The following is a 16,803-nucleotide window of genomic DNA, read 5'->3' on the forward strand; positions in this document are numbered from 1 at the left end:
TTTGCGAGATGCATCGCTTTATCGAATTCAACAGGAGTTTCAAATGGCGAAGAAACCCAAGGCTGCCACCTTTATCAAAGACCCGCTCTGGTACAAGGACGCGGTGATCTATCAGGTTCACGTCAAGTCATTTTTCGACTCCAACAACGACGGGATCGGCGACTTTCCCGGCCTGATCTCGAAACTCGATTACATTGCCGACCTCGGCGTCAACACCATCTGGCTGCTGCCGTTCTATCCGTCGCCGCGTCGCGACGACGGTTACGACATTGCCGAATACCGAGGTGTACACCCTGACTACGGGACGATGGCCGATGCCAGGCGGTTCATCTCCGAGGCCCATGATCGTGGCCTGCGGGTGATCACCGAGCTCGTTATCAACCACACCTCCGACCAGCACGCCTGGTTCCAGCGGGCGCGCAAGGCCAAGAAAGGCTCGGCCGCCCGGGACTTCTACGTGTGGTCCGATGACGACCAGAAATACGACGGCACGCGCATCATCTTTCTCGATACCGAGAAATCCAACTGGACCTGGGATCCGGTGGCCGGGCAGTACTTCTGGCACCGCTTCTATTCGCACCAGCCGGACCTGAACTTCGACAACCCGCAAGTCATGAAAGCCGTGCTGTCGGTGATGCGCTACTGGCTGGACATGGGCATCGACGGCCTTCGCCTGGACGCTATTCCGTACCTGATCGAACGTGACGGCACCAACAACGAGAATCTGCCGGAGACCCACGACGTCCTCAAGCAGATCCGTGCCGAGATCGATGCCAACTACCCAGACCGCATGCTGCTCGCCGAAGCCAATCAATGGCCTGAAGACACTCAACTGTATTTTGGCGACACCGATGCCCAGGGCCAAAACGGCGATGAATGCCACATGGCGTTCCATTTCCCGCTGATGCCGCGCATGTACATGGCGCTGGCCCAGGAAGACCGCTTCCCGATCACCGACATCCTGCGGCAGACCCCGGAGATTCCCGCCAACTGCCAGTGGGCGATTTTCCTGCGTAACCATGATGAGCTGACGCTGGAGATGGTCACAGACAAGGAGCGCGACTACCTGTGGAACTACTACGCCGCTGATCGCCGCGCACGCATCAACCTGGGCATCCGCCGGCGCCTGGCACCCTTGATGGAGCGTGACCGCCGCCGCGTGGAACTGCTCAACAGCCTGCTGTTGTCGATGCCCGGCACGCCGACCCTGTACTACGGTGACGAAATAGGCATGGGCGACAACATCTACCTGGGTGACCGGGATGGCGTGCGTACGCCCATGCAGTGGTCGATTGACCGCAATGGCGGCTTCTCGCGCGCGGACCCGGCCAGCCTGGTGTTGCCGCCGATCATGGACCCGCAATACGGTTACCTGTCGGTGAACGTCGAGACCCAGGCCGGCGACCCGCACTCGCTGCTCAACTGGACCCGGCGCATGCTTGCCGTGCGCAAGCAATCCAAGGCATTCGGGCGCGGCACCCTGAAAATGCTCTCGCCAAGCAATCGCCGAATCCTGGCGTATACCCGTGAATTCACCGGCGAAGACGGTAAACACGAGATCATTCTGTGCGTGGCCAACGTATCGCGCAGTGCCCAGGCGGCCGAGCTCGACCTGTCGGCCTACACCGGCATGGTGCCGGTGGAAATGCTCGGTGGGAACGCGTTCCCACCGATCGGCCAGCTTAACTTCCTCCTGACCTTGGCGCCGTATGGCTTCTACTGGTTTGGCCTGGCGGCGGAGAACCAGATGCCCAGCTGGCATGTGGAGCCGGCGCAAAGCCTGCCGGACTTCACCACCCTGGTGCTCAAGCACCGCATGGAAGAACTCCTCGAAGCGCCGTCTCGCGCCACGATGGAGCAGGGCATTTTGCCCAACTGGCTGCAAAATCGCCGCTGGTTTGGCGGCAAGGACGCCACCATCGAACAGGTAAAACTGGCCTATGGCGTGCGCTTTGGCGACGCAGAGCATCCGGTGTTGCTGAGCGAAATCGACGTCACCAGCAATGGCCAGACCAGTCGGTATCAGCTGCCTTTCGGCTTCATCGCCGAGGATCAGGTCGGTCCGGCGCTGCCGCAGCAACTGGCACTGTCCCGAGTTCGCCGCGGTCGTCAGGTCGGCATCATTACCGATGCATTTGCCCTGGAAAACTTCATTCGTGCGGTGTTGGAGGGTATGCACAACAACACCGTACTGGCGTCTGGCGAAGGTGATATCCGCTTTGAACCGACCCCCGCGCTGGCTCAATTGGGCCTCAACGCGGAGTCGGAGGTGCGCTATCTGTCGGCCGAGCAGTCCAACAGTTCGGTCGTGGTCGGCAAAAGCCTGGTGCTGAAACTGATCCGCAAGATCGCCTCCGGGGTCCACCCTGAACTGGAAATGAGTGCGTACCTGACCAACGCCGGGTTCGCCAATATCTCCCCATTGCTGGGCTCGGTGATTCGTCGTGACGCCGAAGGCGAGGACACGCTGCTGATGATCGCCCAAGGCTTCCTGAGCAATCAGGGTGATGCCTGGGAATGGACGCAGAACAACCTCGAACGCGCATTACGTGACGAACTGGCGCAAGCCATTTCGGAACAGGAACAGCACTACAACGCCTTGGGCGAGCTGAAGGATTTTGCCGGCATGCTCGGCCAGCGCCTGGGTGAAATGCATCAGGTGCTCGCCGCGCCCACCGATGACCCGGACTTCGCGCCGCAGGTCACCACGCAAAAAGAAGCCCTGGCCTCAGCCAAGGACGTCGCCGCGCAAGTGGAACATGCGTTGAAGTTGCTCAAGCAGCATCAAACCGAACTGAACCCGGCCGACCAGGCGCTGGTCAGTCGCTTGGTGGACAACAAAAAGGCGATCCTGAGCCATGTTCAGGAGCTGGGCAAAAAGGCGGCAGGTGGCCTGCGGATGCGTGTCCACGGCGACTTGCACCTGGGCCAGGTGCTGGTGATCAAGGGCGATGCCTATCTGATCGACTTTGAAGGTGAACCGGCCCGGCCACTGCATGAGCGACGGGGCAAGCACAGTCCTTACAAGGATGTGAGCGGGGTATTGCGCTCGTTTGATTACGCGGCAGCCATGACCATCAATGTGCACAATGTCGATAACACCGAAGCGGCACAGGCGGCGCGAGTCAGGGTCGCCGAGCGCTATTTAAATGAGGCTCGCCAGGCATTTGTCGACGCTTATCGGCTGGCGGCAGCTAGTCTTGGACATGCGTGGCAAGATCCGGCAGGCGAGGACGCTGCGCTGGCGTTGTTCGGTCTGGAAAAGGCCGCGTACGAGGTGGCCTACGAGGCTGAGAATCGCCCAACCTGGCTGCCCGTGCCGTTACATGGTTTGTATGGATTATTGAGTGGGCTTAAACCCTTTTCCGATCTTGGTGGAGAGTAGTCATGAGTTTCCAGAACAAGGAACTGGGTCACGCTAAAGAAGCGCTGCTGCCCGGATCGCAGGACCTCGACGCGCTGGTGCGCGCCGCACATCCCGACCCTTTTGCGATTCTCGGCCCCCATGCCGATAACGCCGGCGGGCAATTCATTCGGGCTTATCTGCCGGATGCCCTGAGCGTGCAAGTACTCGCGAAGGATACCGGCGAAGAACTGGGCAATCTTGAGGCCACCCAGACCCCAGGTTTGTTCGTCGGGCATTTCGATCGCGCCCAGCCTTACCTGTTGCGCACCCGCTGGGCCGGCGGCGAGCAGGTTTCCGAGGATCCCTACAGCTTCGGTCCCTTGTTGGGCGAGATGGACCTGTACCTGTTTGCCGAGGGCAACCATCGGGATTTGAGCAGTTGCCTCGGTGCACAGTTGAAAACGGTAGACGGGGTCGATGGCGTGCGGTTTGCCGTCTGGGCGCCGAATGCCAAGCGGGTTTCGGTGGTGGGTGATTTCAACAACTGGGACGGCCGCCGTCATCCGATGCGCCTGCGGCATCCGACGGGTGTCTGGGAGCTGTTCATCCCGCGCATGCAGGCGGGCGAAACCTACAAATACGAAATCCTCGGCGCCAACGGTATCTTGCCGCTGAAGGCCGACCCGATGGCCCTGGCGACTACCTTGCCGCCAGACACGGCGTCCAAGGTCGCCTCGCCCCTGAGCATCGAATGGCAAGACCAGGCGTGGATGCAGTCGCGCATCGAGCGCCAGCACCCCAGTGCGCCGCTATCGATCTACGAGCTGCACGCCGGCTCCTGGCAGTGTGAGCTGGATGACCTGGGCGAAGTCGCTCGCCAGTACACCTGGCACGAACTGGGTGAGCGGTTGATTCCTTACGTGAAGGAACTGGGTTTCACCCACATCGAGCTGATGCCGATCATGGAACATCCGTTCGGTGGATCATGGGGTTATCAGCTGCTGTCGCAGTTCGCTCCAAGTGCCCGCTACGGTTCGCCGGATGATTTTGCCGCCTTCGTCAACGCCTGCCACCTGGCGGATATTGGTGTGATCCTTGACTGGGTACCGGCGCATTTCCCGACCGACACCCACGGCCTGGCGCAATTCGACGGCACCGCGTTGTACGAATATGGCAACCCGCAGGAAGGTTTTCACCAGGATTGGGACACGCTGATCTACAACCTCGGCCGCACCGAGGTGCATGGCTACATGCTGGCCTCGGGGTTGCATTGGCTCAAGCATTTCCACGTCGACGGCCTGCGCGTCGATGCGGTGGCCTCGATGCTCTATCGCGACTACTCGCGCAAGGCCGGCGAATGGGTGCCCAACCGCCACGGCGGGCGGGAGAACCTGGAAGCGATCGACTTCCTGCGCCATCTCAATGACGTGGTCAACCTTGAGGCCCCAGGTGCCCTGGTGATCGCCGAGGAATCCACCGCGTGGCCCGGCGTCAGCCAGAGCACACAACAGGGCGGCCTGGGTTTCGACTACAAATGGAACATGGGCTGGATGCACGATTCGTTGCACTACATCCAGCAGGACCCGGTGTACCGTGGGCATCATCACAACGAGCTGAGCTTTGGCCTGGTGTATGCCTGGTCCGAGCGCTTCATCCTGCCGATTTCCCATGACGAAGTGGTGCATGGCAAACATTCGCTGATCGACAAGATGCCCGGCGACCGCTGGCAGAAATTTGCCAACTTGCGGGCTTACCTGAGCTTCATGTGGTCGCACCCGGGCAAGAAACTGCTGTTCATGGGCTGCGAGTTTGGCCAGTGGCGTGAGTGGAATCACGACCAGCAACTGGATTGGTACCTGCTGCAGTACTCGGAACACAAGGGTGTGCAAAAGCTGGTGGGCGACCTCAACCGTTTCTACCGCGAAGAACCGGCGATGCACGACCAGGACGACGCGCCACAGGGCTTCCAGTGGTTGATTGGCGACGATGCGATCAACAGCGTCTATGCCTTCCTGCGCTGGAGCAAGGATGGCAGCCCGGTTCTGGTGGTTGCCAACTTCACGCCTGTGCCGCGCCAGGGTTATCGAGTGGGCGTGCCGTTTGCCGGTCGCTGGACCGAGGTCATCAACAGCGACGCGGCGATGTACGCCGGGTCCAATTATGGCAACGGGGGCGGGGCGTTTACCGAGGAAGAACCCAGCCACGGACAGCCGCTGTCACTGTCGCTGAATTTGCCGCCGTTGGCGGTGTTGATTCTGCGGCCTGAGGCGTAAGAAAAAAGGTGGAGCAAAAGATCGTCCGAACGCGGCCCGAGCCTGCGGCAGCTCCTACACGCAATGCCCTGTAGGAGCTGCCGCAGGCTCGGGCCGCGTTCGGACGATCTTTTGCTGTTAAAAAAACCTCACCAACGCATCCGCACGCCCAGACTGCCGATCAACCCGTTCAAATCGTTGTCATCCACATCACTGCTGTAATCGGCACTGACATACAGGCTCACCGCCGGTGTCACCTTCGCCACTAATCCCAGCCCCAAATCCACGGTTGACGACTTGCGGCTGCTGCTGATTTTGTCGACCTGATCCAGCGATACCGTGTTGCCGGTATAAACCGTGTGCCACAAGTTGGTCCGCACATACGGCTCGACGCCCAGGCCATTGATGTCGTAACTCCCTTTCAACCGCGCTCCGACCCGGCCGCTCCATGAGTTTAGGTCGCTGGCCGAAGCATTGCCTGAACCCGAGTAGGGCGTGTCGAGGGTGATACGTTGATTGATCAGTTGCGCCTGGGGTTCAACCACCCAGTTATCGCTTAACCCAATGGGGAATCCGCCTTCCACCGAGAGTGTCAACGCGCTGCCTTCAGTCACTTGCCTCACGCCCTGTTCGTTGCGGCTGAAGCCGTTGACCCGGCCACCACTGGCCGTCAGGTCGACGTGCCAGCCTTGCGCTCCGGTCAGGCTCCAGTAGGCGCCAAGGCTCTGGCCTTGCAGGTTGAGGGTGTCCGTGGCGGGGTCGGCCTGGGCGCGACTGGTCAGCAGGCCATTACCGTTACTCTGGAACTGGCTGACGCCGCCGATCAGCCCAACGCGCTGGGTATGCCCGCCGGCACTTTGCAACGTCAGTAGCGCCGGGCCCCAGGACTCGCTGGCACCGGGCCCGGAAAAGCCTTGCGCCAGCACGTCGTCCTGGGCCTGGCGCGAAGGCTTGCCGTAGAGCTGGTCCCAGGTCGAGGGTGCGGCGTCTTCGATGGTCAGGCGTGAACTGCGGGCGTCGGATGCTGCGCTGACATGCCCGGGGTAGGGGGCCGTGATATTGATTGCAGGTAGTGACATCGTTGGGACGTCCTGGCGATACCAGGGCAAGGTCTCATCTTCCGCTGGCCCGGCCTGTGCTCCCACCGATGAGCACAACAGCAGCGAACTCGAAAGGGTGTAGAAAGTGGCTTTGATCTCAAGCGGGGGGAGTGATGTTCTCATGGTGGTCTACCTTGCAATCGCATGCGCTGTCTCGCTTTGGCGTCTCTCCTACCCCGAATGAGGGGCGACCGAATGGAGTAGGCCAAACCTGCACCGTCCCCTGCATGAGCGGTGTGAGGCTTGTTCCTGGTAGTGTTCCGGGGGTAGTAACCTGTAGCTAAGAAGACCCTTGACATTGCGTCAAGAAAATGGCCGATAAATGGTAGGGCTAATTTAAGCCCCATAAGTGACTGATTTCCGGCGCGCTTGCAAGTGGTTGTTTGTACGAGGCATCGTCAAAAAACCGCGCGCCAGAGCCTTTATATGACGGCTACCAGCTAATTCTCAGGCCGACATTTCCAAACAGTCCGCGCAAGTCCTGACTGTCGATGTTGGTGCTGTAGTCGGCACCGGCGTAGACGCTGACGGATGAAGCCAGGCTCACATTCACGCCCACACCGATGTCGGCAGAGGAGGCTTTTTGTTCAGTGGTGACCCTGTCGACGTCGTCAAAGGTCACCGTGTCTGTCCCTGACAACGTATGCCACAGGTTCGCCCGCAGGTAAGGTTCGAGCGGGCGACCGCTGACCTGATAGTTGCCTTTGAGCCTTGCCCCCAGGCGCCCGGTCCATGCGCCGTTGGAGTCGAAGGAAGCCCGGGAAATCCCGTCGTCCTGGCTGTCCAGCGAGATCTTCTGATGAATGATTTGCGCCTGGGGCTCGAGCACCCAGGTGTCATTGAGGGCAATGGGATAACCGGCTTCACTGGACACTGTGAGTCCGTGGCCACGGGTATCCAGTTTCAGGCCACGCTCTGAGCGGTTGTCGCCATCAAAGCGGGTCGACATGATCACGTTATCGAAGTACCAGCCGCTGTTGCCCACCAATGTCCAGTACAAGCCGACATGGTCGCCACGCAGGTCGATCTTGCCGGCGCGTTTGTCTTCAAAGCCCTCGTTGAAGCCGTCGACATTGCCCTTCATGCCGGTGTGCCCCACGAAGAACCCGATTCGCTGCGTGTGCCCGCCCGAGGTTTGGGAACCGTAGAGGTCATTGCCCACTTGAAAGCCCTTGAGCGAACCATCGAAGCGCGGCGCTACGGTGCCTGACCAGGTCTGGTCGAGATTCTTTCCGTAAGCCCGGCCCCAGCCCGCACCAAACGCCCCGGTTTCGGTGAGCAGGCGTTGATCGCCCTGGCGATCGTGGAAAGTGCCGAGCGCTGTCAGGGTCAACTGGGCCGCAGCAGGGGGCAGCACTGACCAGGTGGCGACTTCGGGACGGTAAAGGGGAATCGGCGCGGCACCCGCAACGGCTTCGGGCAACGGCGGCAGCGGTGCCGGTGCTGGTAGCGGCGGGCTTCCCGGTTCAGGAGTGGGAGCCGGAGGGGCGGGCGCGGCGACCGGTATCGCAACGACGGGTACCGTAATAGGCGGCAACGCCGGATCCGGATTGGGGATGGTCGTCACCGCAGGGGCGACCACCGCCGAGCGCAGGTACCAGCTGTTTTCCGTACCGGCGGTGACCCCGCCCTTGAACAGACGGTAATCGAAAGCGCCTGCGGAAATCAGGCCGCCGTTAAGGGCGAAGGCTCCGTTGCTGGCCACGGCCGAGCCTTGTGCCTCAACCAGCTGGATGCCGTTCTGTTGAGTGACCCCGCCGACTCCGCCCAGGTTCTGCACGGTAATGACGGTGTTGCCGGTCAAGGTACCGTTATTGACCACCAGTTTATCGCTGGGGGAGCTGTCATCGCCCAGCACGCTTTGCAGCAGCAGCTTGCCACCGTTACCGGCGTAATTGCCCTGTACCGTCAGTGTGTCATTGCCGCGCGAATTGGCGCTGGTAAGGTCGATGGTCCCGGCATTGTTCAAGGTCGCGAGCTGGCCCGCAGTGAACGGCGCGATGCTGCCTTGCACCGAGGTGAGGGTGCTGCTGGCGTCGACGTTGATCACGCCGGTGCCACTGGTACTGTCACCCAGGATCAGCGAATCGCTGGCCAGGTCAAGGCGCGAGTTATTGCTCAGGTTCAGCGACTCCCAGTTGATGTAGCGGGAGGCGCCGGCTGTGGTGGTCTGACTGAAATTCAAGGTGTCGGTACCGGGACCACCGTCGATGCTCGGCGTCGGTGCCAGGCTGGTTTCAGTGAGGTTGGAAAGGGTGGCGAGGTCATTGCCTTCGCCCATCAGGATCGCCGAACGGATGATCCCGCCGCCGTTCCAGTTGAGGATGTCATTACCGACGCTGGCGCGAATCTCCCCGACGATTTCGCCGCCGGTGACAGTGATGCTGTCATTGCCACCGCTGACGCTGACGTTGCCGCCGATTTTGCCGCCGGAGATGATGATGGTGTCGAGGCCGAAGCCGGTCACCAGATTGCCGATGATCTCGCCGCCAGACATGTCGAAGATGTTGTTGTCGAGCTTCATGTCGACTCGACCGATAGTGCCGCCGGACATCCTCGCCACGTCCCCGTCCTCGAAGGCCCCGACTATGGTGCCATTGGTCATCAGGAAGGTGTCGCGGCCGTCGCCTTGGGCCAGGGACTGGATCCGCCCGCCACTCATGACGAAGTCATCGATCTGATTGCCCTGATTCACCGCGCCGGTGATCACGCCGTTGGTGATCAACACCGTGTCTGAACCATCACCCTGGTTCAGGGTGCCAGTCAATGTCCCGGAATTCATGACCAGGCCATCATTGCCCGCACCAAAATTCACGTTGCCGATGATTTGGCCCGTGCCGCTGGTGGGAAAGCTCAGGGTGTTGTTGCCGGTGAGATCGGTCAGTGCGCCGCCGATGCCGCTGTCGCAGACATGGTTATCGTTGCCGGCGGTGGGCGTGAATGTACAGCTGGCTTGAGCGAATTGTGGCGATCCAAGGCTTAGACAAATGGAAACGGCGAGGGCACTGAAACGGTAGTCACTGATACGGTACTTAGGCAAACCTGTCGCAATGTCCATGCATATCTCCAGGTGTGTAAAGGCGTCCAACGCTTCAATTGATACCGCACCAACAGAACTCGCCGATAACCACTGACACAAATGACAGCGGGTCGGATTTATTTATAGCTTACAGATGCACTTCCACCGCCAACGGCAAGTGATCAGAAAGGTGCGTCCAGGGCTTGTTTCCCAGTATTCGCGGGTCATGGCTGCTGGCATTGCGCAGGTAAATGCGGTCCAGGCGCAACAGGGGGAACCGCGCCGGGTAGGTCTTGGCGGGACGACCGTGATGGCGTTCAAAGGCTTCATGCAGATAGTCGCGCCGGGCGAGGGCGGCGTTGCCTTGCAGCTGCCAGTCGTTGAAGTCCCCGGCGATGATCACCGGTGCATCATCGGGGAGGGACTCAAGCAGTTGGCACAGCAGCTGGAGCTGCAGCTGGCGATGACTTTCCAGCAGGCTCAGGTGGACGCAGATCGCATGGACTTCGGCATGCCCCGGAACATCGAGTACGCAGTGCAACAGGCCCCGTCGTTCGGGGCCGGTGATCGACACGTCGAGGTTGCGGTATTCGCGAATGGGGTACTTGGACAGCAATGCGTTGCCATGATGACCGTCGGGGTAGACGGCATTGCGACCGTAGGCGAAGTCACTCCACATGCTGTCGGCGAGGAATTCGTACTGGGAAGTCTGTGGCCAGTCGTTGAAGCGTGAAGAATGACGCTCGTGTTCGCCCACCACTTCCTGGAGAAATACCAGGTCGGCCGAGGTACTGCGTACCGCTTCGCGCAATTCCGGAAGGATGAAGCGCCGGTTGAGTGCGGTGAAGCCCTTGTGGGTGTTGACCGTCAGCACTCTGAGGCGGTGGATGGCCGGTGGCGTATTCAGCGGCATGTCTTCAAGTGCCTGCTGCGTTGGATCACTGGTCACGTTGACTCCTGGTAGGCGGTTCCATATCTATGCGACTGATGGGGGCGCGCGCAGTTCAGCGAAAATCGGCGATCGATTGTTGTCCAGGCCCTTGGCCCTGGGAACTGGTTTGTGGTGGAGCATTTGCCACCGTCATCGCGGGCAAGCCTTGCTCCCACAGGGATTGGTGTCAGACGAAGACGATTTCGTAAGGCAGGCGCATTCGTTCCAGCAGCACCCGGGGTAGCAGGGGGGCGAGGCCCAAGGCGGGCTCGCCATCGAGCTGGCTGGCATAGGCATGGGTGGCGTGGCTCTTGCGCGCCACGGTCCAGGTGTCGAGGCGCACCTTGCGCGCACGGTGCCAAGGGATTTGCTCGCGGTCTCGGATCGGTCGGTGCCAGGCGCGAATGGGTACTTCGTTGAAGGCCGCGCCGACTCTTTTCGCGGCCTTGGCCGCCGCACGGCCCACGGCATCGTGATCCAGATGGCGGTCCTCGCTCCAGGTGCTGAATACCACGTCGCCGGGGCGCAGGTAGCGGGCGATGAAATCGGCCAGCTGGGCTTCGTGTTCTGCCAGGGCGTTATCGGTAAAACCGCCACGAATCCATTTCAGGCTGTGCATCGGCATGCCCAGGCGGCGCAAGGCCTCGACGCTTTCCTGGGAGCGAAACACGCTCAGGCGTTTTTCCGACCACTGTTGCGAGCCCGGATAACTGGCACTGCCGTCGGTCATGGAAAGTAATTGCAGGGGATGGCCCAGGGCGCTGAGCAGTTGCAGCAGGCCGCCGCACATCATCACTTCGTCGCCAGGATGGGGCGAGATCACCACCGCGCGAGCGCCCGGTGGAACGAGGGTCTGGGTGTTGATGACGGGGATATTGTCCAGTTGCGCCGCGCTGTTCCAGATCTGCGCAGGCAGGCTGCTTTCGCTGAAGGAAACGGTCTTCATCGGGCTACGTCCTTGTTCCGGGTGTATGAGCGTGGGTGCGCACGCTCCAAACCATGGATTGCCGCGCAAGGAGTATTGCTCATGTATTGCGATTCGTCGCGTGCATGTTCTATCTGGTACGTATTTTTTGCCGATGTTGATCTCCCATGCAGGAGCGAGCGTGTTTGTGAATGACCTGAGAGCGCCGCGTTACCGTTCAAGACCATCGCGAGCGAGCTCGCTCCTGCAGTGGGGCGTCGTCAGGTGCTGCTTCGCAGGCCTTCCAGGGTGGCCACCGAACGCAGTTCGCGACTCCATAGTTCCAGCAGGAAGTCGGCTTCCTGATGCAGCACCAGGCGCGGCAGGTGCAGGTGCTCGTGCAGCAGGTCATGCACCTGGCGGGCATTCAGGGGACAACCTTCGATAGACGGGCGCCAGTGGCATGCCAACAGTTGACCGTCGGCCGTGAGGGAATGCGAGGCTTGTTCGATCAGGCGCTTGAGGTCTTCGGCGTCCAGGTAGTAGCCAAGCTCGCTGATTACGATCAGGTCGAATTTCTCACTCGGCCATTGCTCGGGCAAACGTGCCTGATGCACCTGCGCATGGTTGAACGGACTCAAACGCGTACGCGCGAGGGCGACGGCGGCACTGGCGGTATCGCAACACAGCAGGCGGTCGCAGCGGGTGGCGAGGTCGGCGCTCAATTCGCCGTTGGCGCACCCCGGTTCGAAAATGGCGCGGTAGCGCGGACGGGGCAGCGCAGCCAGGGTAATGGCCCGTTTGCGTTGTTCGTACCAGCGCTGGCGGAATGCCCAGGGATCGTCACTGTTGGCAAACAAGCCGTCAAAATATCGATCATCGACGCTCATACGAACACCACCTCAAAGGGTTGTAGCAGCCGCTCCAGCACGTAGGGCGCGAGCACCGGTGGCAAACCGATCTGTGGGTCGCCCTCGAGCTGACTGGCGAAGGCATGGATCGCGTGGCGTTTGCGGGCAATCAACGGCGGCGACAACAGGATCTTGTGCGCTCGATGCCAGGGAACACTGCGGTCTTCAGGCGTTGCCCAGTGCCAGGTCCACACCGGCAGTTCATGCAAAGTCGCCCCGACACGCTGCGCCGCTTCGGCACTGGCACGCCCCACCGCTTCGTGATCGCAGTGCCCGTCTTCGCGCCAGGTGGTGAACACCACATCACTGGCGCGCAGATGACGCTCGATAAATGTGCTCAATTCGTCCTCTCTGGCCGCCACCTGGCTGTCGGCAAAACCACCGCGCAACCACCTCAGGCTGTGCAATGGCAACCCGAGCCGCCGTAGCGCTTCCACCGACTCCTGGGGGCGGACGGTGCTCAGGCGTTCCACCGGCCAGCGTTTTGAACCCGGATGACTGGCGCTGCCATCGGTCACCGAAATCAACTGCAGGTCACGGCCCGCCTCGGCCAGCAGCTGCAGGAAACCGCCGCAGCCGAGGATCTCGTCGTCCGGGTGTGGTGCAATGATCACCGCGCGAGAGCCCTCGGGGACCAATTGCAGAACATCGATCACCGGTAGCTGCGCCAGTTGACTGGAGGCTTGCCACTGATACAGCGGCGTGCCCTGGCCGACAATTGGATTGGTTTTCATAACGTCCATGTCCCTTCACGCATTAAGTGGCCCAGACCCGCGAGATCGCGCTCGGCGTGACTCTGGCGCAGAAAAACCGGCAGGTCGGCGCTCAGTTGCGCGAACTGTCGGTCTTTGCAATAAGGGCCGGCGCCCAGCGCGCGGCCGACATGATGAATGACTTGCTCGGCAGCGTTTTCAACCACTGCACGGGCGCGTCGGGCGAGCAATTCGGCGTCTTTGAGAGGGGCGGCATCTATCGCCAGGGCGCTGGCACGCAACACCGCGGCAGCGCCTTGCAAGGCACTGTCGACGGCGCCCAGATGGGCCAGGGCGTGGGGTTCAGCGCGCTGCGCACAATGCTCGCGCAACCGCTCGGCAATGCTGCAGGCCGCGCCATACCAGCAGGCGGCAATGCCGATCCCGCCTTGCCAGAATCCGGGGCGTTGCAGGTAATCGCCGGGGTTACCGATGGCGGTCGCCTGGGCGTCGTCGAAGAGGACCTCGACGCTGCCGGTTGCACCCATGCCGACCGCTTGCCAGCCCACATCGGTCACGGTGACTCCTGGCTGATCAAGGGCGACTGCCACCAGTTGTTGACGGTCCTGTTCGTCCCAGGCAGTCAATAGCGCATGACTGAGCACGGCGGCGCCGGAGCACCAGGCCTTGCGACCATTGAGCGCGACGGCCTGCGCTGAATGAGTCAGCCGAACCCGGGCATTCGGCGGTTCGGCCGCCCACATGCCCCAGGTACTGCCAGGCGGCGGCGCAAACGCACCGAGTTGCTGGAAAATCGCCAGCGCGTCAGTGTGCCCTTCATACAATTTGCACAACCGCAGATCATGCCCGCCCACCTCGGCCAACCGCTGGAATCGCTCCAGCGTGTGGCCTTGCCCCGGTAGCGGCAGTCGATCCAGACCTGCCTCCACCAGTTGCTCCAGGCACTGTCCTAGTGCCCGGGTGCCGTCGTAGTCCGTCGACTGGCGATCAAGACAGGTCTTGAGCTCCATTTCACTCGTCTTCCTCACGCTGCAGTTCGAACAACAGCAGCGAGCGGCCAGTCACGGAATATTCATGGCCAAACTCGAAGCGTTCCTGACCACGGATCGAGGGTTGATTGGTGTCGACCATGCACGTCCAGAACACGCCCTCAGGGACTTCCGGCAAGGTGAAGTTGACGATGTCGTGATGCGCATTCACCACCAGCAGCAGGGTGGCATCTGCTCCCTTGCGGCGAATCCCGGTTTCCTGGGCGCGGCCGTCCAGCAGCATGCCGAGGCAGCGTCCATGGGCGTCTTCCCATTGCTCGATGGACATCTCGTTGCCATCCGGGGCCAGCCAGGTGACGTCCTTGACGCCGATGTCCTCGTTGTAGTTGCCCACCAGGAAGCGTCCGCGACGCAGGATCGGGTAGGCCAGGCGCAACTTGATCAAGCGCTTGACGAATTTCAGGAGGGCCTTGCCGTCTTCGCTCAGGTCCCAGTTGACCCAGCCGATTTCGCTGTCCTGGCAATAGGCGTTGTTGTTGCCGTCCTGGGTGCGCGCGAACTCGTCACCGGCAACCAGCATCGGCGTGCCTTGGGACAGCAGCAGCGTGGCGAAGAAGTTGCGCATCTGCCGCTGGCGCAGCGCGTTGATTTCCGGATCGTCGGTCGGTCCTTCGACGCCGTGGTTCCAGGACAGGTTGTTGTTGCTGCCGTCCTGGTTGTTCTCGTCGTTGGCCTCGTTGTGCTTGTCGTTGTACGACACCAGGTCGTTGAGGGTGAAGCCGTCGTGGGCGGTGATGAAGTTCACCGACGAATATGGGCGTCTGCCGCGCTGGTTGAACATCTCGCCGGATGCCGTCATGCGACTGGCGAAATCCGCCAGCTGGCCGTCATCGCCTTTCCAGAAGGAGCGCACCGTGTCACGGAATTTGTCGTTCCACTCGACCCAGCCTGGCGGGAAGCCACCGACCTGATAACCGCCGGGGCCGCAATCCCATGGCTCGGCGATCATTTTCACCTGGCGCAGTACCGGGTCCTGGCGGCAGGCGACCAGGAAGCTGTGGCGCTCGTCGAAACCGTCGTGGTAGCGCCCGAGGATGGTCGCCAGGTCGAAGCGGAAACCGTCCACGTGCATTTCCGTGGCCCAGTAACGCAAAGAGTCAGTGACCATCTGCAGGACGCAGGGGTGGCTCAGGTCCAGGGTGTTACCGGTGCCGGAGTCGTTGATGTAGTAGCGCTTGTCGTCGGGCATCAGGCGGTAGTACGACGCGTTGTCGATGCCGCGCATGGACAGGGTCGGGCCTTGCTCGTTGCCCTCGGCGGTGTGGTTGTAGACCACATCGAGTATGACTTCCAGATTGGCTTCGTGCAGGTGCGCAACCATCTCCTTGAACTCGGCGATCTTGCCACTGGCCAGGTAGCGCGGGTCCGGGGCGAAAAACGCAATACTGTTGTAGCCCCAGTAGTTGGTCATGCCCTTGTGCAGCAGATGCTGATCGTTGACGAAGGCGTGGATCGGCAGCAGTTCGACCGACGACACACCCAGTTTGCGGATGTGCTCCAGCACGTCGTCCACCATCAGGCCGGCAAAGGTGCCCCGCACGTTTTCCGGAACCGAAGGGTGACGCATGCTGATGCCGCGGACGTGGGTCTCATAGATGATCGTCTTGTCCCACGGCACGCTGACGCGGTGGTCGTGGCCCCAGGTGTGCGCCGGATCGATGACCTTGCACTTGGGTACGAAGGGCGCGCTGTCGCGTTCGTCGAAGCTGAGGTCGGCGTCGGGATGGCCGATGGTGTAGCCGAACAATGCTTCGGACCATTTCAGCTCGCCGACCAGTTGCTTGGCGTAGGGGTCGATCAGCAATTTGTTGTGGTTGAAGCGGTGACCATTGGCCGGGTCGTAGGCGCCATACACACGGTAGCCGTAGATCAGCCCGGGATGGGCGTCGGGCAAGTAGCCGTGGTAGATCTCGTCGGTATACTCGGGCAATTCGATGCGTTCGAGTTCGACCTCGCCCGAATCATCGAAAATACACAGTTCAACCTTGGTCGCGTTGGCGGAAAACAACGCGAAGTTGACACCCAGGCCGTCCCAGGTAGCACCGAGCGGGAAGGGCAGGCCCTCACGAATTCGCGAGGCCTCGGCGTGAGGTTCTGTCGCGGGTTTTTTTGGACTGCTCATAAATGCTCCTGCAAATGGGGTCGAGTACGGTGTGGCGATAGTGTTTTCAGGGCGAACGACCCCGACATGGCGAGCAAGCTCGCCATGAATCCAGTCAAAATCAGAAAGTCTGTCGTCAGACCGAAGGTTTTTTAGTCGATCGCGGCTTTTTCTCGGGAGCCTTTTCGCCTGGCGGTATCACTGAAGAAGCGGCTGCAGGCTTGGCCTTGGCGGCGGCCTTGGGCTTGGCAGCAGGTTTGTCTTCAAGCTTGCCGTTGGGCTTGGCAGCCTTGCCAGCAACACCTTTGCTGCCAGCCGCCTTGGGCGACTTGCTGGGGGCCAGCGCTTCAGCTTCGGCCAGTTTGCGAGCCATCTCCCAATGACGGGCTTCCTGGCCCTCGGGTTGTCCTTCCGACTCCCAGATCTGATAGGCAAATTCGCGAACGCGTTTATCGTCGGTACTCATCGCTATGCTCC

General features: G+C 61.1%; 11 protein-coding genes. 2 read left to right on the forward strand and 9 right to left on the reverse strand.

Annotated elements, in window-relative coordinates; genetic code table 11:
- Nucleotides 1-43: 43 nt before the first annotated feature.
- On the forward strand, nucleotides 44-3,385 hold the full coding sequence (treS, locus tag IMW75_RS08210; RefSeq protein ID WP_205892324.1) for a maltose alpha-D-glucosyltransferase: 3,342 nt from the start codon (nucleotides 44-46) through the stop codon (nucleotides 3,383-3,385).
- 2 nt (nucleotides 3,386-3,387) lie between these two features.
- On the forward strand, nucleotides 3,388-5,619 hold the full coding sequence (gene glgB, locus IMW75_RS08215; protein WP_205892325.1) for a 1,4-alpha-glucan branching protein GlgB: 2,232 nt from the start codon (nucleotides 3,388-3,390) through the stop codon (nucleotides 5,617-5,619).
- Between the two features lie 128 nt (nucleotides 5,620-5,747).
- Here glgB and IMW75_RS08220 read toward each other — a convergent pair whose 3' ends face one another.
- The 9 genes from IMW75_RS08220 to IMW75_RS08260 form a co-directional block, all read right to left on the reverse strand.
- Nucleotides 5,748-6,821 (reverse strand): autotransporter domain-containing protein, encoded by a 1,074-nt coding sequence (locus IMW75_RS08220; protein ID WP_205892326.1) that lies wholly within the window; start codon nucleotides 6,819-6,821, stop codon nucleotides 5,748-5,750.
- Nucleotides 6,822-7,131: 310 nt separating this feature from the next.
- Nucleotides 7,132-9,756, reverse strand: a complete 2,625-nt coding sequence (locus IMW75_RS08225; RefSeq protein WP_205892327.1) for an autotransporter family protein — start codon at nucleotides 9,754-9,756, stop codon at nucleotides 7,132-7,134.
- 109 nt (nucleotides 9,757-9,865) lie between these two features.
- A complete protein-coding gene (locus IMW75_RS08230; protein ID WP_205892328.1) occupies nucleotides 9,866-10,666 on the reverse strand; it encodes an endonuclease/exonuclease/phosphatase family protein in 801 nt (266 codons plus the stop codon).
- 169 nt (nucleotides 10,667-10,835) lie between these two features.
- On the reverse strand, nucleotides 10,836-11,594 hold the full coding sequence (locus tag IMW75_RS08235) for a PIG-L deacetylase family protein (protein WP_045058610.1): 759 nt from the start codon (nucleotides 11,592-11,594) through the stop codon (nucleotides 10,836-10,838).
- Nucleotides 11,595-11,833: 239 nt separating this feature from the next.
- Nucleotides 11,834-12,442 (reverse strand): SAM-dependent methyltransferase, encoded by a 609-nt coding sequence (locus tag IMW75_RS08240; protein WP_205892329.1) that lies wholly within the window; start codon nucleotides 12,440-12,442, stop codon nucleotides 11,834-11,836.
- Nucleotides 12,439-13,197 carry a PIG-L deacetylase family protein gene (locus tag IMW75_RS08245; RefSeq protein WP_205892330.1) on the reverse strand — a complete coding sequence of 253 codons (759 nt, stop codon included), beginning with the start codon at nucleotides 13,195-13,197 and terminating at the stop codon, nucleotides 12,439-12,441. Before IMW75_RS08245 ends, IMW75_RS08240 begins: the two co-directional genes overlap by 4 nt.
- Nucleotides 13,194-14,186 (reverse strand): acyl-CoA dehydrogenase family protein, encoded by a 993-nt coding sequence (locus IMW75_RS08250; protein WP_045058607.1) that lies wholly within the window; start codon nucleotides 14,184-14,186, stop codon nucleotides 13,194-13,196. Before IMW75_RS08250 ends, IMW75_RS08245 begins: the two co-directional genes overlap by 4 nt.
- Before the next feature lies 1 nt (nucleotide 14,187).
- A complete protein-coding gene (glgX, locus tag IMW75_RS08255) occupies nucleotides 14,188-16,347 on the reverse strand; it encodes a glycogen debranching protein GlgX (RefSeq protein ID WP_045058606.1) in 2,160 nt (719 codons plus the stop codon).
- 115 nt (nucleotides 16,348-16,462) lie between these two features.
- Nucleotides 16,463-16,792, reverse strand: coding sequence for a DUF2934 domain-containing protein (locus tag IMW75_RS08260; protein WP_045058605.1), 330 nt, complete (start codon nucleotides 16,790-16,792; stop codon nucleotides 16,463-16,465).
- Between the last annotated feature and the right edge of the window lie 11 nt (nucleotides 16,793-16,803).

The sequence above is a fragment of the Pseudomonas gregormendelii genome (assembly GCF_017114825.1).
In the GTDB taxonomy this organism is placed as follows: domain Bacteria; phylum Pseudomonadota; class Gammaproteobacteria; order Pseudomonadales; family Pseudomonadaceae; genus Aquipseudomonas; species Aquipseudomonas gregormendelii.